We start from the raw sequence: 19344 nt of genomic DNA, 5'->3' as shown, positions 1-19344 counted from the left end.
ATGTGGAAACCCGATCGACAAAGCAAAAAACCTCTTTACGAACAAATTTCCGACCATCTGGAACGGAGAATTTCATATGGTGAATTTCCGCCGGGCAGCTTGCTTCCATCCGAAAGAAAGTTGGCGGAGCAGCTGGGTGTAAATCGAAGCACCGTCATTATGGCTTTTGCAGAGCTTCGGTCGATGGGAATCATTGAAAGCCGGACAGGAAGTGGAACGCGTGTAAGCAGAACCAAATGGGGGGCTATGCCCAAACATACGCCAAACTGGAGTCGGTATGCCGAAGGAGGCAGCTTTTTGCCCAACTTGCCATTTATGCGAAGGATACGGGAAGCGCTGAATCAGCATCCTTCCCTGATCGATTTTGCGAGCGGCGAACTGTCGGCGGATTTAGCTCCAAGCGATGAAATCACAACACTGATGAATGAACATCGTTACACCTCTCATTTGGGTTACGACAACCCGCAAGGATATATTCCGCTCAGGCAAGCGCTAGTTTCATATCTCGACAAATACCGAGGCATCCAAACAACCGAATCATCGGTTATGATCACATCCGGTTCTCAGCAATCGTTATATTTGATTACGCAGTGTTTATTGTCTCCGGGAGACGCTGTTGCGATTGAAGATCCTTCCTACTGCTATTCCTTGCCCATGTTTCAATCAGCCGGGCTCCGGTTGTTCCGGCTTCCCGTCGACCAACATGGAATTTGTCCCGAGGATATTCGCTCCTTATATAAAAAACATCGCATCAAGATGGTGTTTATGAACCCGAATTTTCAAAATCCGACAGGCACTGTTTTTAGCATAGAACGGCGTAAACAGCTGTTTGATGTCGCCAGCAAATTAGGGCTGCCTATTGTGGAAGACGATCCTTTTAGCTTGACGGCGTTCGAGGGGGCTGCTCCCAAGCCGCTGAAATCGATGGATTCGAACGGCTCCATCCTTTATATCGGTTCTTTTTCCAAAATCGCCGCTTCCGGTCTGCGCATCGGATGGATGGTCGCCCCGCATTCCATTGTGGAGAGGCTGGCGGATGCCAGACAGCAGATGGATTTCGGACTGAGCGTTATTCCTCAAAGTGTAGCCGCCCAGTTTATAAAATCGTCATATTTCCATCCTCATTTGGAACGCTTGCAAATACAGTTGCAATTTAAGCGGGACTTACTGATCGAATCCTTGCAGAAGGAGCTTCCGGATCTGGTAAAGTTCATAACACCCCAAGGCGGATTGCATTTATGGTGCAAGCTGCTTCATGAGGTTCATGATGGAAAACTGCTGGAAGAAGCCATTAAAAGAGGAGTCGTTTTTGTACCAGGCAGCGTTTATGGTTCGGATTCAGGCTTCGTACGGTTCACGTTTGCAAGACCAAAAACGGAGGAAATAGCTGTTGGAATCTCAAGATTTGCGGAAGCGCTGCGGGCTTTGATAGTCTCTTAGACGCAATGGTTATAACGAAAAGGTTGGCATCCTCCATGCCAACCTTTTTCCTTTGCTCCCGCTTAGCTCATGAAGCCACCATGTTGTACAACATGATCCACATCGACCCGGCAACGATGATCACCAGGATCACTAATCCGAGCATCAGGGAAATCAAATTGTAGCGAGGCTTCTTCTCTTCTCGCAAATGCATGAAGAAAAAAAGCTGTACGATCAATTGCAATACGCCGGCAGTCATCAGCACGACAGCTTTCGTTTTGCCCTCCAGCCAGCCCCCTAATACAATGGCCACCGGAATGACTGTCAGAACGATGGAGCATAAGAAACCAAGCGTATACGATTGAAAGGATCCATGCGCTTCTCCTTGTGAATGAACCGATTCCACACGAGCCATCTTAGTTCACCCCCATTAAATAGACAACTGTGAATACGAAAATCCAGACCACGTCCAAAAAGTGCCAAAACAGGCTGATCACATAGACCTTACGTTTCGTTATAGGGGTAATTCCCTTTCTGGTCAGCTGCATCATCAACGCAATCATCCATACCAATCCAATCGTCACATGCACACCATGGGTACCCACCAGTGTGTAAAAAGCCGATAAAAATGCGCTGGCGCTCATCGTTACGCCTTCATTCACAAAATGCGCAGACTCTCTGACCTCCAATCCGATAAACACCGCCCCCAGCAAGGCCGTTATGCCAAGCCACCCGATCAGAGCCCGTTGCTTTCCTTTGTGCATCACAAGCACCGCCAATCCGCATGTATAGCTGCTCGCGAGCAGAATAAATGTGCTTGCAATCACTCCGCCCAATTCGAACAAATCGGCGGGCCCCGGACCTCCATTGGTATTGTTTTTCAGAACGATATAAGCGGCAAAAAACGTGCCGAAGATCATGATATCCGTCATGAGGTAAATCCAGAAGCCGAACGTGCGCATCTCTTCCACATCCGGATGATCATGATGCCCTGTCATAGGTTGTTCGGTCAGGCTGGTTGAATTCATGAGTTGGTCACCTCCCTTATGGCGGCTTCCGTGCGAGTGATTTCTTCGACCGGAATATAATAATCGGTGTCATAGTTGAAGGAATGGGCGAGCATGCATGCTGCAACGCCCGCCAAACCCGGTATCGTGAGCCATAGCCAATGGAACACGAATCCAAAACCGGCCACAAACCAGAAACCTGCCATCACAATCGGAATGCCGGAATTTTTGGGCATATGAATGGGCTCCAGTTTTTTTGCGGCGGCCGGAACGGATGCTCCCTGTTCCCTGCGCTGCTTTTCCTCCCACCATTCATCCAGCTCCGACACTTGCGGAATTACCGCAAAGTTGTAATGCGGCGCCGGAGAAGGAATCGACCATTCCAAAGTGCGTCCATTCCACGGATCTCCCGTCATATCGAGATGGTTCCGAGAATGCTTGACGCCATTCGCAAATTGCCAGACCTGGAACAGAAAAGCGATTCCCATTAGCCCAGCGCCTATGGTAGACACCAAATTCAACTCCCACCAGCCTTTGTCCCAGCCGTACGTTACGACACGCCGCGTCATGCCCATTAACCCGAGCACATATTGCGGCATAAAGCATACGTAAAAACCGATATTCCAGAACCAGAACGCCCACTTGCCGATGCGCTCGTTCAGCTTGAAGCCGAACAACTTGGGCCACCAGTAATACAATCCGGCGAAGTAGCCGAACACGACACCGCCAATGATCACCTGATGGAAATGTGCAATCAGAAAGTAGCTGTTGTGGTATTGAAAATCTGCCGGTGCAACCGATAGCAGCACCCCGGTCATGCCTCCTACCACAAAACACGGAATAAACCCGACTGTCCACAGCATCGGTGTCTCGAACGTAATCTTGCCCCGAAACATGGTGAACAGCCAGTTGAAGATCTTTACTCCGGTCGGGATGGCAATCAGCATCGTGGTCAAAGCGAAGAAGGCATTGACGTCCGCCCCGGAGCCCATCGTAAAGAAATGATGTGCCCACACAAGAAACGATAAAATACTGATGATCATCATGGCGTACACCATCGATTTATAGCCGAACAGCTTTTTCTTGGAAAAGGTCGCCACCACTTCGGAAAATATGCCGAAGGCCGGCAGTACGATAATATAGACCTCGGGATGTCCCCACATCAGATCAGATTGATGTACATCATAGGGTTCCCTCAGCCATCCAGCGTAAAAAAATGTGTGCCGGCGTATCGATCCAGAAACAACAGCGCCAGTGTCGCCGTCAGGATGGGGAACGAGAATATGATCGCGATGCAGCTTGAGAGCACCGACCATGGGAACATCGGCATGGTCATCAGCTTCATCCCCGGCGCGCGCATTTTCAGAATGGTAACGATAAAGTTGATGCCGGTCATCAAGCTGCCGATCCCGGAAATCTGAATGCCCCAAATATAGAAGTCTTGCCCGACGCCCGGATTGTACATCAGTTCGGAATAAGGCGGATAAGCGAGCCACCCAGCGTCCGGCGAACCGCCGATAACAAAGCTCAGGTAGAATAACATGGCGCCGGCGAAGAACAGCCAGAAGCTGAGCGCATTCAGGAACGGATAAGCTACGTCCCGGGCCCCGATCTGAGCGGTACCACCACGTTAAACAGACCGAACATAAACGGCATGGCCATAAACAAAATCATAATGACGCCATGCGTTGTAAAAATCTCGTTGTAATGATCGGGCTGCATAAATTGGAACTCCGGCACAGCCAACTGCGTTCGCATCAGGAGGGCGTCTACTCCGCCGCGAAACAGCATCAGAAAAGCCGAAAAAATATACAGAATGCCGATCTTCTTATGATCGACCGTGGTTAGCCATTCGCGCCACAGCAACCCCCATTTTTTGAAATAAGTCAGTACAAATAATATGGCCAGCAGAGTCAGTCCGATGCTGACATCCGCCCCATAAATCAAAGGGTCGCCGGTTACGAAAAAATGGGAGGCGAAGCTTTTTACATTCTCCAGCAAGATTCCATGTCTCCTTTCCTCTGTTACTACTTGTTCATTTGCATGCCCTTCATCTCATGCACAGACATGTCATGATGATGGGACGTCGCATACTTGGTGACGATCATTTCAAACTCCCCTATGGGAAAAGAGGAATAAGTTTGTACCTTCGATGCGGAAGGCTTAGCCAATTGACTGTAGCCATCCAGCGTAAGCGCCGGCGAGTCCGCTTTGACCCCATTCACCCATTGATAAAATTGCTCCGGCGTCACAGATTCCACGTCAAAATACATCTTCGCAAAGTCGGTGCCGGTAAAATTGGCTCCGGATCCCCAGTATTTCCCCTGTTCGTCGGCTTGCAAATAAAGCGTCATTGCCATCCCGGACATGGCATAGATTTGACCTCCAAGTTGGGGAATCCAGAAGGAGTTCATCGGGGAGTCGGCCGTTATCTCGAACGAACCGGCACACCTTGAGGAATCTTCAGCTCATTCACGGTGGCAATTCCCTGTTCAGGGTACTGAAACAGCCACTTCCAGTTCAGGGAGGTCACTTGTACAGTCAATGGTTTGACGTCGGACTTTAGCAGCTTGGACGGCTCCAACGCGTAAGTGAATCGGACGGTAATGACCGCGATCGCCATAATAATGACAATCGGAATGCCCCACCAGATGACCTCCAGCTTGGTGCTGTGTGCCCAATTCGGCGAATACGCCGCTTTTCTGCCTGTTCTGTCCCGATAACGCCAAATGATGACAGCCGTAAGAATGAGAACAGGTACAATGACAATGGAGCAAAGAGCCGTTGAAATTAGCATCAAATCCCGCTGCTGTGCCGCAATCGGTCCTTTCGGTTGGAGTACAATGACGTCGGAACATCCGGTGGAGACTACTAGCAAAGCCATCAACATGAATAGGGATGCGAACCATCGCAGTGTTTTGGGTAAGTTCATATTTCTCAACTCCTCGTATCAGCTTGCTTATGTCAATCCGGAATAATATATCCGGAACGGCTGCCGAGTGCTTCGCTTTCTTGCCGGGGGGCAGCGACGACTCTGAGCTTTTGAATATCCGGGTCCTCCGTCCCCTTCACCGGCAGCCCGGCCTTCAAATGCCGCCTTATATAATCCACTGCTTCCGGTGTGATGATCTGCCCGGGCATCAGAATGGGGATTCCCGGAGGATAGACATACACAAATTCAGTAATCACTCGCCCGATGGATTGCTGAAGCCGTATACTCTCCGAACGCGCATAAAAGGCATCTCTTGGCGGCAATGAGAATCGTGAAGCGGCCGGAACGATAGCGGCACAAGCGCGAGTGTAAGGTATTTCCCGGCATCTGAACAACTCTGACATATGCCGCAAAGCCTGAAGCAATCGGCTGACTTCCCGCTCGGTATCGCCCAGCGTGATCAGACACAAAAGATTCTTCAAGTCACTAAGCTCAACCTCAATCTTGTACGTTTTCCGCAGCCACTCCTCGGCGCCAAACCCTGTAATGTCCAGCTGATCCAGGTGAATACAAAGCTTGGTCGGGTCGTAATGAAATACTCCCTCTTTTTCGCATATTTCATCGCCATAACAATAGAGCCCGGAAATTTCGTTGATTTGGCGGCGGGCATCCCGGGCCAACCGAATCGTTTGCTCTGCCAAGGCTTGTCCGTGCAGCGCAAGCTGTCTTCGAGCGGCATCCAGCGAAGAGAGCAGCAGATAAGAGGTTGAAGTTGTCGTCAGCATACTCATAAACGTACGAATTCGCTTGATACTTACGCGATCGCCCTTAACATTCAGGACGGAACTTTGCGTCATGGACCCTCCCAATTTATGCACACTGGTTGCCGCCATATCCGCCCCCGCCTGCATCGCGGACATGGGCAGCCGTTCATGAAAATGGAGCAGCGTCCCGTGCGCTTCATCGACCAGAACCGGGATGTTGCAGCTGTGAATAAACTCCACCATCTGACGCAAATTAATGCAGGTACCATAATAAGTCGGGTTGATGAGTAGTACGGCCTTGGTATCCGGATTCCGGCTGATGGCTTGCCGAATCGACTCTAGAGTCACGCCATGCTCGATGCCAAGCCGCGCATCCTTTTCCGGTTCGACCCATACGGGGAGCGCTCCCGCAAAGATCACAGCGGAAAGGATGGATTTATGCGCGTTGCGGGGAATAATGATTTTGTCTCTTGGTGAACAGACGGACATTAACATCGTCATAATGGCTCCAGTGGTTCCTTGTACGGAAAACAGCGTATAGTCCGCTCCAAAGGCATCCGCCGCCAACTGCTCGGCCTCGCGAATGACACCTGCAGGTTGGTGAAGATCATCAAGCGGAACGATATTGATCAAGTCGATTGACAAGGCATTATCCCCGACAAAGGATCGGAATTCCGGATCCGCTCCCCTCCCCTTTTTGTGACCCGGTATATGAAATTGCAGCGGATCGCCGGCGGCGTGCTGCTGCAGAGCTGTGAACAACGGTGTTCTATGATGATCCATGCTAACATCTTTCCTATCATTCATTCAGATCACCTCCCGCAGCTCGGCAATGACACGAACAAACTCCTGGGCTAGTTTCTGTAATGCGGCAAACTGACCCGAATTGATCCACTGCCGATTGACGAGATTTCCGCCTCGCATTTCTCGCCATCTCGACATTCAGCACCGTGCCAACACCAATAAATAAATCGTGCCCATATGCCTTTCTCAGGCGCTCTACCAATGAATAGACTCCCTCGGTGTTGGTTGTGACTTCAAGAAATCGAACGCCACCCATCGTCAGCGCTTCAACCGTCCGATCCACAGCATCCGGCTGAACTCCTCGAATCATAGCCATGATTTTTTCCTTGTTTAAATGATCCAGTAGATGCATACACGGCTCTCCCCTTCCTCGGTGTAAATCAATCCGAATATAACGGTTTTGCTTTAACCCGTAACCATCCATTCGTATTTTTTCCGTACCAACCGTTTTGTGGTCAAAGCGGTTTGCTCAAAAGCATGGACAAATGGGTGGTTACTTTTCTCCTTTTTCAAAGGGAATGACAATAAATAAGACCTTCCAATATCCGGAAGGTCTTTTTCGAACAAGCTTGTTCGTATTAGCTGTGAATCTGGACAGAACCAATTCGAGCATGAACACTAGTAGTCCCTGGCTTTCCACTCATTGCTGCGAATGCTTGAACGGCCGCATTTGCAATTTCGATGTCTTGGGTACTGCTCCCTCCACTTACACCAACACCGCCAACAATATGTTCACCGCTAACTAAAGGTATGCCCCCTCCCAGGATGACGATTCTGCCGTTATTTGTTGTATTTATTCCAAAAGTGGGGCCGCCAGGGAGCGCTGTCTGGGCTAAATTTGCTGTTGGCATTTGCATACTGACACTCGTCCAAGCCTTATTCTTTGAAATCTCAATACCAGCAATCCGGGCTTTATCTATCCTATGAAATGCGATCAGGTTTCCTCCATCGTCTACTATTGCAATATTGCTTGAGAGTCCCATTTGACGGGATTTTTGTTCGGTGGCTTCGATCAGTAGCAAGTCAATTCATCAAACGCGGAGAGATAGCTAAGGTTGACGTTAATGGAATCCGTTTTACCAATAAAATTGTACTTTGTTCTCATGAACCGGCTTACCTGGAAGGATTCATTCGCGATTTTATAACAATAGTGCTTAAAGATAGGGCAAAATTGTGAAAAAAAGAACCCACCTTCCGGTTATGGAATAGTGGGGTTAAATCCTCTCTTTGTCTCCCTTGGGTCTTCTTCGCCTAATTGAAGTTTATCCTCGTCGTCCTCTCAGTGATCTAAATAGCAAGGAAACAAACCAAATTATAAATAGGATTGCGATTATATCAAGTAATAGGGGCATAAAAGAGAAGGGTTGATGAACATATCCACCGCCGCCAGCAGGATAATAACCGCCCATTGGATGTAACATGGATCCTAAAAATGTCCCCGCGGCAAATGCACCTGCCATAGGCCAAAATGAACTTGGCTTTGTTCCGCTTGGAACTGTATTAGAGTAAGTGCTGCCGCCATAATAGCTTCTTCCCGAACTATAAGCCGTTCCACCTTTTGTTCCAGTGCTGCTTGAACTTGGATTGCCAGGAACTGTTGATTTATTCGAAGCTCCGCCGCTAAATCCTCCTGACGAAGATTGGCTATGGGTAGTTACATGTGAACTGGAGTTAGAACTATTCGTCGAAAACGTTCCAGCTCTTGGCGATGTAGTGGGTATACTGCTGCTCCTGCTTGAATGAGTAGCGGCTAACCCTATCGATGCATGTAACGAAAGCATCAGTGCCAGTGCAGCTGTTATTATTTTCTTCTTCATATAAATACACCTCACTTAATAACAATTAAGATTAGAAACCGGCATATATTGACGAATAACCCCGATGTTTGACAACTTCGGGGTTACGCCTGATATATGTTAAAAGGGGTTAACTTTATTATGAATTCAGGATATTAATTTAACCTTAAATGAATATCAGTTTTTTATTAAAAAGATGAGTACATCCCCTTTAGAGCCAATTTATCCAATCAACTCATATTCCCTTGTTCCAATATCAACTTTTTAATCTCCGATAATTCTCCTCTTACCTCACTCCTAAATTTTGCGAAATCAGCTTCAATCCGATGCAAATGGCCCTGCATATCATCGATTTCTTGTTCTGCCTTATAGTTGATGGCAAAGTCAATAATGGCCTCTTGTTTATCGCGTGCTGCCTGGCGGTTTTGACTCATCATAATAATCGGAGCTTGGAACCCTGCAATGAAAGAAAGCACCAAATTTAATAGAATAAAAGGAGGTTCATCAAAATGAATTACTTTGGTAAAAGATAAACTGTTCAACACGATCCACAATATTAGGAAAGCAAAAAAGATATTAATAAATTTCCAGCTGCCGCCGAATTGCGCAATTTTATCCGCAAATTTATCTGACCATTTCGTTGATCGCACATACTCTTCATTTATATGTTTGCGTACTTGATTCTCAAAATTTTCAACTAAATGATTAATTCTGCTTTCATAATCCTTACTTAACTTTTCTTTTGTTACTGGTTCACTCATTTTGCACCTCGTTCGTTATTACGAATTTTTGGGAGATATAATACCATCAACCAAGATGGATTGCTACCTATCTTTTCTTTTGTTCCTTACCAAATTAGATATAAAGATCACAAGAACTATACCTGCAATATTCCAATATACTGTAGCCATGATATCAATCCTTTATTCACTTATAAAATTGTATTGAACATAAACACCGCTTTTGGGACATTAATAAATTATATAAAACTAAAACGAAATTTGGGTTAATAAACGGTTAAAGTACCCGTAAAAAGAAGGCCCGGTTTCCCTTGAATAGAGAAACGCGGGCTTCAATCCGTGCGGCAGACCTATAGCAATTACTTAGTGCATGAATTATTGGAGCGTCGTTAAACCACATAATCATCCTGCCCGACCCGCTTTTTCGTAATAGTTTTGTAAATCCTTATCTACGTGCACCCATCCGGTCCACCCCAAGTGATTCGGATCCCTCATAAAATACGGGTCGTAGGCATAATCGGAATAATCGAGGACAGGAAAGCCCTCCGCTGTCACCAAACCCTTGATTTTAGAATAAAGCTGCTCCCGGTATTCCTCGTTAAAACCGATATAGTCGCTCCAAGCTCCTTTTCGTGGAAGCAAAATGAAGATGGGCTCAGCCTGCTCCTTTTTCAAAATGTCCAGAATCGCTTGCATGTCTCCGTATTCAACGGATTGGAGGTAGGAACCCGGCTTCCAGGAGTTTTTTTCCTTATTAAGCGAAGGCGCGATGTTATTCTTATAAACGGAATCGAGAAATCCGTAGGTGTTGCTGCCCGACTGCTGCTTTCCCGTTTTTTCGGCTTGCGTCAACAGCTCATTCCATGAATGGTTGGCGGGCAAAGTCGGCCGTTGATAGGGCTTCAGCGTCTTATCGAAGCGCCAGGCCTGAAGCAAATCCTGTTTCTCCAATATCTTCATACGAAGATAAGCCTCGGGTCGCATAAGGATTCCCATGAGACGGTGTTCGAAGTCCGAATCGGCCATTCCCTTCAGCTCCGTTAGGAGCAGCGGATCTTTCTTGATAACGGAATACTGCAGCAGCCGCCCCGCTTCTCTTTGCCGATCCTCCGGGGACAAATCCGAATTGAACAGAAAGCTATACCCTTGAAGCGGATTATACAGCTGGCCGAAACGTTGATCGGACATCCCTTTCGGGTTCATAAAATCGGAAGGATCCAGCATGAAAACGAGCTTTTTGTGATCCAGCGCCCCTTGTACAGCTGAAAAATTCAACAGATGAATGATACTGCTGCAGGCCGATTGTCCCACTAGAAAAGGAACAGGATCCCCTTGCTGCTCGGGAAACACGTTTACGGGATGGTAGTTTCCGAAGATACCGATCGTGGAGGAGCCGTACATAGGCAGGTAATTGCCTTGGGTATAGGCTCCGTCCTGAAGCAGTACATTCTTAAAGCGGCCCAGATCGCCGGAAGGCGCCGCCTTCGCGAGAAGATCCGCAGGAAGTAAGCGGGCCCAATAACGTTCGGGTAGAAACAGCAGGCAGCAGAAGAGCGCCGCCGCGAGCAGCATCGGTCCGAACCGCGGAGCTTTCATTGGAATGCCTCCAGCTTTGCCGCGATTTGTCGCGGGGTTGCCCACTCTTCCCTGTCGAATTCGCTGATAGGAACCTGCAGGCCAAGCTTATCTTCCAGGGCTAAAAGGAGCTCCACAACTCCGAACGAGTCGAGAAGGCCCGTATCAAACAAATGGATATCCGAATTTCGTCTTACTTCCTCCGAATGACATATATCGGCCAATAATCCACAGAGCTGTTCTTGAAGCTTATCCATAACTGCTCTCCCTTTCTCAGAAAAGTTTTCCCGAAAAAATTAAAAATCCGAAGCATACCGCATGAAACGTCACAAGTGTAGACATAAAGCGCGTCAAATAGCCATCTTTCCAGACCCCGCGGCGCTTGTTAAAGCGATCGAAAACATCGAAAGCGATCATCAGAACCGCGTGATATATCCCATAGACGATATAATGAAGCTCCAAACCATGCCATAGGCCCATCAAGCCGAACAGCGCGGCGTAACCGATATAGGATGTCAGCAGCTTGCTTGGAAACACGTGCTTTCGGGTAAGCAGCAGCACAAGGCGCATATAGACATAGTCACGGAACCAGAACGACAGCGTCATATGCCAGCGGTTCCAGAAATCTTTAATATTTCGGCTCAGGAAAGGCTTATTGAAGTTTTCCGGCGTCCGAATTCCGAGCAAATAGCTAAACCCTACGGCAAAAGCGCTGTATCCCGCAAAATCGAAAAATAAATAGAAGCTGTAGGCATACATGTAGCTCATCGTACCGGAAAATGTATGTGATTCCAGCAGAGGCCGGCCTAACCAATAAGTCTGGATCAAATAGGCTGCGATAAATTTGTAAAGGAAGCCTCGGAACAAACGATCGATTCCCTGGTAAATCAAATCGCCGTATTCTTTTGCGCTAAGTGTCTGCACGGCATCCTTGACGAATCGGCGGCGGCGATCTATCGGTCCGGCGCTAATGGTTGGAAAGAACAAGAGAAAGTTCAAATAATCTGCGAGTCGAAATGTTTTGAGCTGCCCGTCGCGAATCTCCACGATCATTTGAATGCACTTGAAGGAAAGGTAAGAAATGCCGAGAAAACCCGCAAACGAATGGAAATGCAGCACCGGAACAAGCTTTACCCAAACCAGCGGCAGCAAAGAAAGGACTACCGATCCGTAATACCAATCAGCCCTCTTCTTCGTCACCTTGGTGTATCCCCAGATCAGAAGACCCTGCCATATCGTGTATCCTGCAAGGAAATAGAGCTCCTCCCGCCGATTCCAGAACAGCATCGCCAGAAATGCAGCTGTGATGATTAGCAGCGGCCACGTATATTTGCGGAACAGCCAGCGCAGCAGCATCCCGGGCAATAAAATGTAAGCCGCCCATAGGAAATAATCAAGGGATGCATATGGAATCATAATGCCTCTTCCTGCTGGAGCCGTTTACGGTCCAGCTTGCCGTTGCCGTTTATCGGAAGTGCGGGCCGCAATACGAATTTTCTGGGAATCATGTAGGCCGGCAGGCGTTCGGCTAACAAAGTTTTCCACCCCGAAACCGTATCAACTTCGCTAACCGGCGGTTCATCGGGTACGACATAGGCCGTTAAATAATCGCAAGCCTCGGCCTTCCAATGCGGAACTACAGCCCCCGATTTCACTCCCGGCAATTCCCGCAGACGGTGTTCGATTTCCTCCAATTCGATCCGGTAACCATGCAGCTTCACTTGAAAATCGATGCGGCCGCAGCAGATCAGCATGCCATCCTGAATATAGCCGAGATCGCCTGTTTTATAAGCACGGGTGATACCCAAATCACGGTCATTGATGCTGCGGAAGGATCCGGACGTCTTCTCGTCGTTGGCGAAGTAACCATAGCTTACGCTAGGACCGCATATTACGATTTCCCCCTTTTCACCCTCACGGACTTCTCTTTCCTCTTCGTCCCAAATACGAATGCGGCAATCGGGCTTGCAAGTCCCTACCGGCAATTGAGGATTGACCGCAAGCAGGTTAGAGTCGACAATAATAGAAGTCACCGCAACCGTTGCTTCCGTCGGACCGTACGTATTGACTATGGAAGTCCCTGGGAACCGCTCCATCAGCTTGCGAACCGTTCGGGACGGCAGCATTTCCCCGCAGAACAGAAACATCCTAAGCCGAGGCAGCAGCTTCTCGGAAAAAGACGGTTCCATTAAGCAGATTTCTGCGAACGACGGGGTAGAAATCCATACGCTAAGTCCGGAACGGCTCATGGCTTCAAACATAAGCTTCGGCTTTCCGATAAGTGCCTGATCCGCGGTCCACAAGGAAGCCCCTGCTAGAAAAGCGGGATAAACCCCCATCACCGATAAGTCAAAAGAAAACGGTGCCTGATTCAGAACCACATCTTCCGGAGAAAAAGGAAATGCATCGCGCATCCAACCTTCGAAGCTCAGCAGGTTCTTTTGTGAAATGGGAACCCCTTTGGGATCCCCCGTACTGCCCGACGTATAAATGATATAAACAGTTCCATCTTCTCTCATCCTTGCAGCCGGATCAGGTTTCCTGGCGGCGTGGCTGTGAATAATATCATCCAATGACATGCTGCCTCCGCTTGAGGAATCAACTAAACGGACACCGGAAGGTAAAGAAGCGAAAGGAAATCTAGCCGGTGAGAGCACTATGCCGGCACCGGAGCTGAGCACGATCCGCTCCACCCTTTTATCCGGCAAAGAAGAATCCAAAGGAATATAAGCTTTTCCAGCTTTCATACATGCCAAGAAACAAACCGGCAGGAGAGGTTCCATATGACCGTAAAGCACAACAGGCCGTTCATTTTCAGCAGGCGATTGTTCAAGCATCCAAGCGGCCAACGCATCGGATTGCTCCCACAGCTCCCGATAAGTAAGATTCATTTGCTGGTTAGTAAAGGCTATGCGATCAGAGAAGGTTCTGTAAACGTCTTCTAAAGCAGCTATAATCCGTGTCATCATATCACCTAAAAACCGTTATAAATGAAAGTCCCGCCGGAAGGTTCGGGCTGCTCCGAGTGTATACCGTAAATCCATAATAGCCCGACTAGGATGGCTATGTAATAGATGGTCTTCCATATCCATAAAGTAATCGCGTATTGGAAAAATCGAGTTAATCTGGAATACATCGTTTCCATCCTCCAGCAACCCCTTCATTTTATTCTCCTTGCAAAATCACTCTAATCGAAACTTATTACAGTTTTTTTACACGCGGGGTTATAAGGTTGTATCAATTTGTTCCTGTAATGGTCATTCTTGGTTTCAAATATAAAACCTGTAGAGGGTTTCTCCCCCTACAGGTTCTAATGTTGTACGGCCTAGGCAATACCTTATTCGGCAGGCATAGGTTTTCCAGTCAAGCTGCTTTCGAACATGTCAATCATGTGCAAAAATCTTTCAGCTTCACGAAACACATGATCCGCCAATAAAGGATGAATGATGCTTTTGATTCGGCACGCATTGATTAAATCACTCGCTGTTTTCTTAAAGTCACGGAGAGATTTAACGGAAACCCTATTCTGGTCAAGGAACTGATCGAGAAGCGGGGCAGTTTGCGATTGCGGACGCATCGAATCCAAATCTCTGGCTTGAAATAACAATTGGTCGAATTCATGACTAAAATTGTTGGCTTGTTCTACCAGCTTCCGTTCAGAAGGATCAAGCAAATGACTGATGAACTTGGCATGATCAGCCATAATTCTCAGGAAGAACACGTTTTCGTCGATAATAGCGTCAGGAAGCGGCTCCAGCCTGCCTGCATTGAGTTCCTCCAACCGGTTTCTAAAGTAATTCGCTTCCCTGCTTACATGATCGACCAATAATGGAAAATTGTTTGCTCCCGGAAGTTGACAGCGCAGTATTAATCCGAGCACTTTTCTTTTAAACACCCAAATGTGAGAAGCGGCATTATGGACTTCTTCGTTAAACCTTGTGATCGTCTGCGGATCCTCTCCAATTGTAAAGGCATTCGCCCTATTTTCGATCGCTTCAAATATGGAATAGAATTGATTGGCTTCATTAATTAATTGAGTATCCTCACATCGGAATCCGAGTCTAAGAAATAGTGAGTGCTCCTTCATTATACGTGACCAAAATCTCACTTCATCCAAAGAACGTGCCACAAATTCATTGGACATGCCGAGGCTCCTTTCTATGGTACCTTTATTCCATACCATATGTGCGAATGCCCCTATTTATTAAATGTCCATTGTTATTTTTATGATGAAGATTACTTAAAAGCATGCGGAAATTGCTGTACAATCCCTTTTGTAAAGGCATCCGCCATTTCCAGAGCCTGCTTCTCAATCTGATCAAAGGCCTCGATGTCGGATTTATATTTTTTGGATAGCCTGAATACTGCTTCATCTTTGGTCATTCGCAAATGCTCATGCAGCATGTTCATCAAGACTGACGTGGGCCAGTTTGGGTTGATACGGTTTAGGAAAGCGGCGATTTCATCCGCATTGGCGTACCATTTTTTCTCAAATTCGGCGGCGGCTTGTTTATTGCCGGCCTTGGCCGCTTTAACAAGTTGAGCTGCCAATACAAGATGATCTCGCATTAAACTGTTGAAGCGTGCAGCGATCTCTTCACCGTAATAACGTTTAAACACGGCGGCCATATCAGGAGGATTCCGGAGGAGATGTTCGGTAACCAACGCTTCATCCGGCAAATTCGCTGCAATGCTTATGATAAGCATCCTCGTCCAAGCTACGTGCTGTTCCCAAAGCAATCGAAAAACTTGGTTTAATTCTACTTCTGCTTTACTGATACATACAGAATGTTGTATTGGAATAGATTCATTTCTTAAGAATGGCACAGCCGGTCGCGCATAAGGAGATGGATACGTTCCTGGATAGACAGCATTTATAGGACGTAAAGAAGGTTGAAACCATGGGTCTGATGTCCATGGCGTTAAATAGAACATGTATGCTTCCTCCCCAAACATAGTTATTCACCTAATAAAGCATACATGAAGGAACTGAGATTCGTTTGGGCTATTGACTACTTTGCCGATGAAGGACTTCCTTCATTTTAACATTGTATAAGAATCGGTCTCTGATGTATGGTGAAATAAAGGAGGCGGTTCGATGTTCCGTAAAATGTTACTCACCCATCATTGGAAAAAGCTGCGGATTCGTGTTTGGGAGAAAAGACTATTTCATCAATTGGAGATGATTTCAAACCGTTTTCCACTTGCCATCCCATGCTCGCTTCATCTTTCTTGGGGACCCTTTTATGGCGGCTCGGTTATTATGGACCGAAAATGCAAAAAAGCCAAAATATGTATTCAAATTCCATATGACCGTTTTACCACCGCAGACGAACAATTCGTCATGTCCCATTATCGAATCCGTACAAATGCACTCCCGTATTTTATTTTCTTTCATGAATACTTTCATCTCATGGATGCTTTAACCCAATTGCGGCATAAGAAAGCAAAAGACCTTGTTGCGTACCAAGCCGCTTTGAAGAACGCAGCTCAAACGTCGACGCATTATAGGTCTCTTCATGTTGAACAAGGTGCGGATGATTTTGCTTATCGACAATATATGGACTTATGCGAAAAGGCCGGTTAAACCGACCTCGTCAATTCCAGCTTTTTCGCTTTTTCCTTTATATAGTCCGCTGTTCTCAGGGCTAACGACATGACCGTATTCGTGGGGTTCCCAGCACCCGAAGTGACAAATATACTCGCGTCACAAATAAACAGGTTCGGGATGTCATGGGTTTGTCCATAGGAATTGACAACCGAGGAATTCGGATCATTCCCCATGCGGCAGCCCCCCATCATATGGGCGGTATCCGGAATGATGAATTCGGCTTTTCCGCCGGCTGCACCCAGTATTGCGCTCATTTTGCCTACCGCATGGTCGATGAGCTTCCGATCGTTATCGCCGTAACTGAATGTGACTTTTGCGCGCGGCAAGCCGTACTCATCCTTTTCGTCCACCAATGTAACCCGATTCGTCTCACTCGGCAGAACCTCGCCGACCAGAGTGATTCTTCCGTAATAGTTGTAGTCGAGTAAAGCCTCTCTAAATCGTTCCCCCCATACCGGCCCACCCGTTGCTTTCGAAATTCCGCCCGCAAACTCGAGCGGCCTAGCTCCGTGTGAAAGTAGGGTATACCCACGAACAAAGTTATTTTTCGGATCGGTACGATAAAAATCTTGGGTAGCCGCTAACACGGGAGTACCTTTATACAGTCTGATTTCATCTTCGAATTTGGCATACACATCTTGACTGCTGTGAACCATGATGGATTTTCCGACCCAACCGCTGGAATTGGCAAGCCCATTAGGAAACTGGGCATTGGAGGAGTTGAGAAGGAGCCTCGGCGTCTCCACCACGTAGGCGGATACGATCACGATTTTTGCTTTTTGTTCATACGTTTTTCCATCGTGAATGAAGGTAACCCCTTTCGCCTTTCCGTCCTTTCCCATTAATACCTCGGTTACCATGCAATCTGCCAGCACTTCGGCTCCGGCTTTGATCGCTTTCGGAATATGTGCGATGAGTGTGCTGAATTTGGCGTCGGGCATGCACCCTTGATTGCAGAAGCCTCGATTGATGCAAGGAGGACGGCCTTCGAACGGTGCGGAAAGAATGGCAAGTGGAGCAACGGACGAGCAGATGCCGAGCTTCTCGCACCCGTTCATGAACATGTACGCGTTCGGGCTGAGAGGTTCCCTTTCCGGATACGGATAAGGACCATTGTAATTTCCCCATGGAAAATACTTTGGCCCGGAAACGGCAATTTCCTTTTCATTTCTTGCATAATAAGGCTCCAAATCCTCATAGCTGATCGGCCAATCGTCCGCGACGCCATCCATCGTCCTTGCTTTGAAATCTGCATCGTGAAACCGCAAAAATACTCCCGTAAAGTGAACGGTCCCTCCGCCGATACCTCGGCCGGAATTGTTATGCCCCATCGTTAACGGGTCGCTGCCGTCCACAATCCGGGTGTCCTGCCACCCCAGATTTCTCATCGAAAGTTCATCGCTCGCAAAATCCTTCTGCGGATCCCGGAACGGCCCCGCATCCAGAATGACAACGCTCATGCCCGCTTCGCTTAATTCTTTAGCCAGTACGCCGCCTGCGGCACCCGCTCCAACGATTACGACATCTACTTCTTCGTTCGCATGTTTTCGATTCATCATTGTTCCGGCTGCGCCTCCCATGGATCCAATTGTCCCAACTGCGTGCGTACATATCCTCGCGGATAGGCCGGACCGGCATAACCGATTTCGGACCATACCTTCGGATGAGAGCAGTATGATTCAACCGTTAAATTCAATAGCTTCCTAAACAGCGCTTCTTGCGGAATTCCGTTCCATATCTCTTGCGGTTTGGCAACGGATTCGCTAATATGCTGCAGATATTGCTTTTGCTTGGCCCGATCCAGATCCGCAAAAGAAGAAGAGTATTGCGATTGCACCCCTTGCTCGATGGCTTGGAGTCCTGCCCTAATGAGCTCCTGAGCCTGGGGAACGCCTTCTTTTCTTTGACTTTCCCCGGGTGATTGATGCATCGTTTGATCGATATGACCGAGTACGAAATCGAGCACTTCCGGCGATCGATCGTTCACGAAGAGCGAACTGATTTGTTTTACCATATCCGCCTCGTTCGGGGTAAGAAAATGCAAGCTTTTGCTCGGCTTCAACCGGGAGGTTACGATGGTTTGAGTGTGGTCATCCCATTCATCCTTCTCGTTCATGACATTGAAAGACGGATAACGACTTTGGTTTGTCATCGGCTTACTACGCCCTCCAGTAGATTGCGATTAATCCAAGCACGCTTAAGGCGGAATACATTAATGGAAGCGTGATCGGCGGTCCGATGAGAAAATTGCGCAATGCCCATCCCCCAACTCGAACGCCTACACCCCGGAAATGGAAGTAAAAGCCGATCAATCCCGACACGACGCCAATCCACATCAGTACCATAAATAAAGTATGCAGCCAACCGGCGTTATACCAGGTCAGAATCATACCCGTTATGAAGAAAATCGGTGCGGAGATGACCGGCGACCACATCGCTTTATGGTTGAAATTTTGCCGATAATGAAACATAGTCACTTGTATACTCATCATTAAAAACGCCAGGCTGACGAACAAAATGAGAACTCGTTCAATCGACCACATAGACCAATTCATGCAGCGCCCTCTTTCCACATCATTATAGTTGATTCCATTATTTCCTTTGTGCTGAGGAACTATTCCAAATTTAGATTCGTCTTCATTCTTATGGATGAAACAGGGGCTGATGCATTTCATACCCGCCTTAGTTATAAATGA

General features: G+C 47.6%; 19 protein-coding genes and 2 pseudogenes. 2 read left to right on the top strand and 19 right to left on the bottom strand.

The features are described from left to right. Positions 1–1440, top strand: a complete 1440-nt coding sequence (gene pdxR / locus O9H85_RS11640; protein WP_269881517.1) for a MocR-like pyridoxine biosynthesis transcription factor PdxR — start codon at positions 1–3, stop codon at positions 1438–1440. 67 nt (positions 1441–1507) lie between these two features. Here pdxR and cyoD read toward each other — a convergent pair whose 3' ends face one another. The 16 genes and pseudogenes from cyoD to O9H85_RS11560 form a co-directional block, all read right to left on the bottom strand. Then, positions 1508–1834 (bottom strand): cytochrome o ubiquinol oxidase subunit IV, encoded by a 327-nt coding sequence (cyoD, locus tag O9H85_RS11635; protein ID WP_269881516.1) that lies wholly within the window; start codon positions 1832–1834, stop codon positions 1508–1510. Position 1835: 1 nt separating this feature from the next. Beyond that, the gene (gene cyoC, locus O9H85_RS11630; protein ID WP_269881515.1) at positions 1836–2447 is read right to left on the bottom strand and encodes a cytochrome o ubiquinol oxidase subunit III; all 612 of its coding nucleotides are present in this window, start codon (positions 2445–2447) and stop codon (positions 1836–1838) included. Then, positions 2444–4427, bottom strand: a pseudogene (locus O9H85_RS11625) (cbb3-type cytochrome c oxidase subunit I). The gene cyoC and the pseudogene O9H85_RS11625 overlap by 4 nt, the downstream one beginning before the upstream one ends. Positions 4428–4453: 26 nt before the next feature. Further along, positions 4454–5358: pseudogene (locus O9H85_RS11620) on the bottom strand (COX aromatic rich motif-containing protein). A gap of 32 nt (positions 5359–5390) precedes the next feature. After that, complete coding sequence (locus O9H85_RS11615) at positions 5391–6905, bottom strand: aminotransferase class I/II-fold pyridoxal phosphate-dependent enzyme (RefSeq protein WP_269881611.1); 1515 nt, start codon at positions 6903–6905, stop codon at positions 5391–5393. A 16-nt stretch (positions 6906–6921) separates the two neighbouring features. Beyond that, complete coding sequence (locus O9H85_RS11610) at positions 6922–7278, bottom strand: beta/alpha barrel domain-containing protein (protein ID WP_269881513.1); 357 nt, start codon at positions 7276–7278, stop codon at positions 6922–6924. A gap of 226 nt (positions 7279–7504) precedes the next feature. Next, on the bottom strand, positions 7505–7948 hold the full coding sequence (locus O9H85_RS11605) for a GlcG/HbpS family heme-binding protein (RefSeq protein ID WP_269881512.1): 444 nt from the start codon (positions 7946–7948) through the stop codon (positions 7505–7507). A 240-nt stretch (positions 7949–8188) separates the two neighbouring features. Beyond that, positions 8189–8743 carry a hypothetical protein gene (locus tag O9H85_RS11600; RefSeq protein WP_269881511.1) on the bottom strand — a complete coding sequence of 185 codons (555 nt, stop codon included), beginning with the start codon at positions 8741–8743 and terminating at the stop codon, positions 8189–8191. Between the two features lie 209 nt (positions 8744–8952). Beyond that, positions 8953–9483 (bottom strand): DUF1003 domain-containing protein, encoded by a 531-nt coding sequence (locus O9H85_RS11595; protein WP_269881510.1) that lies wholly within the window; start codon positions 9481–9483, stop codon positions 8953–8955. A 381-nt stretch (positions 9484–9864) separates the two neighbouring features. Next, positions 9865–11058 (bottom strand): D-alanyl-lipoteichoic acid biosynthesis protein DltD, encoded by a 1194-nt coding sequence (gene dltD / locus O9H85_RS11590; RefSeq protein WP_269881509.1) that lies wholly within the window; start codon positions 11056–11058, stop codon positions 9865–9867. Then, entirely contained in the window at positions 11055–11294 is a 240-nt protein-coding gene (gene dltC, locus O9H85_RS11585; RefSeq protein ID WP_269881508.1) for a D-alanine--poly(phosphoribitol) ligase subunit 2, read from the bottom strand. Before dltC ends, dltD begins: the two co-directional genes overlap by 4 nt. A 16-nt stretch (positions 11295–11310) precedes the next feature. Next, entirely contained in the window at positions 11311–12453 is a 1143-nt protein-coding gene (dltB, locus tag O9H85_RS11580; protein ID WP_269881507.1) for a D-alanyl-lipoteichoic acid biosynthesis protein DltB, read from the bottom strand. Beyond that, positions 12450–14003, bottom strand: coding sequence for a D-alanine--poly(phosphoribitol) ligase subunit DltA (dltA, locus tag O9H85_RS11575; RefSeq protein ID WP_409348132.1), 1554 nt, complete (start codon positions 14001–14003; stop codon positions 12450–12452). Before dltA ends, dltB begins: the two co-directional genes overlap by 4 nt. An 8-nt stretch (positions 14004–14011) precedes the next feature. Beyond that, the gene (locus O9H85_RS11570) at positions 14012–14173 is read right to left on the bottom strand and encodes a teichoic acid D-Ala incorporation-associated protein DltX (RefSeq protein WP_269881505.1); all 162 of its coding nucleotides are present in this window, start codon (positions 14171–14173) and stop codon (positions 14012–14014) included. Positions 14174–14374: 201 nt separating this feature from the next. Beyond that, positions 14375–15181, bottom strand: a complete 807-nt coding sequence (locus tag O9H85_RS11565; protein ID WP_269881609.1) for a DUF2935 domain-containing protein — start codon at positions 15179–15181, stop codon at positions 14375–14377. Between the two features lie 92 nt (positions 15182–15273). Then, complete coding sequence (locus tag O9H85_RS11560) at positions 15274–15972, bottom strand: LysM peptidoglycan-binding domain-containing protein (protein ID WP_269881504.1); 699 nt, start codon at positions 15970–15972, stop codon at positions 15274–15276. Positions 15973–16135: 163 nt separating this feature from the next. Here O9H85_RS11560 and O9H85_RS11555 point away from each other — a divergent pair, with 163 nt between their 5' ends. Beyond that, the gene (locus O9H85_RS11555) at positions 16136–16624 is read left to right on the top strand and encodes a hypothetical protein (RefSeq protein ID WP_269881503.1); all 489 of its coding nucleotides are present in this window, start codon (positions 16136–16138) and stop codon (positions 16622–16624) included. On the opposite strand, the gene O9H85_RS11550 is transcribed toward O9H85_RS11555, so the two are convergent. The 3 genes from O9H85_RS11550 to O9H85_RS11540 are packed head-to-tail and all read right to left on the bottom strand — an operon-like array spanning position 16621 to position 19203. After that, complete coding sequence (locus O9H85_RS11550) at positions 16621–18207, bottom strand: GMC family oxidoreductase (protein ID WP_269881502.1); 1587 nt, start codon at positions 18205–18207, stop codon at positions 16621–16623. The genes O9H85_RS11555 and O9H85_RS11550 overlap by 4 nt on opposite strands. Beyond that, positions 18204–18800, bottom strand: coding sequence for a gluconate 2-dehydrogenase subunit 3 family protein (locus O9H85_RS11545; protein ID WP_269881501.1), 597 nt, complete (start codon positions 18798–18800; stop codon positions 18204–18206). The genes O9H85_RS11550 and O9H85_RS11545 overlap by 4 nt, the downstream gene beginning before the upstream one ends. Positions 18801–18807: 7 nt before the next feature. Then, a complete protein-coding gene (locus O9H85_RS11540) occupies positions 18808–19203 on the bottom strand; it encodes a hypothetical protein (RefSeq protein WP_269881500.1) in 396 nt (131 codons plus the stop codon). Positions 19204–19344: the final 141 nt, after the last annotated feature.

It is taken from the genome of Paenibacillus gyeongsangnamensis, from assembly GCF_027533625.1.
GTDB classification, from domain to species: Bacteria; Bacillota; Bacilli; order Paenibacillales; family NBRC-103111; genus Paenibacillus_G; species Paenibacillus_G gyeongsangnamensis.
The sequence above is the reverse complement of the archived record's forward strand: the minus strand, read 5'-3'. Positions and strand labels throughout refer to the sequence as shown.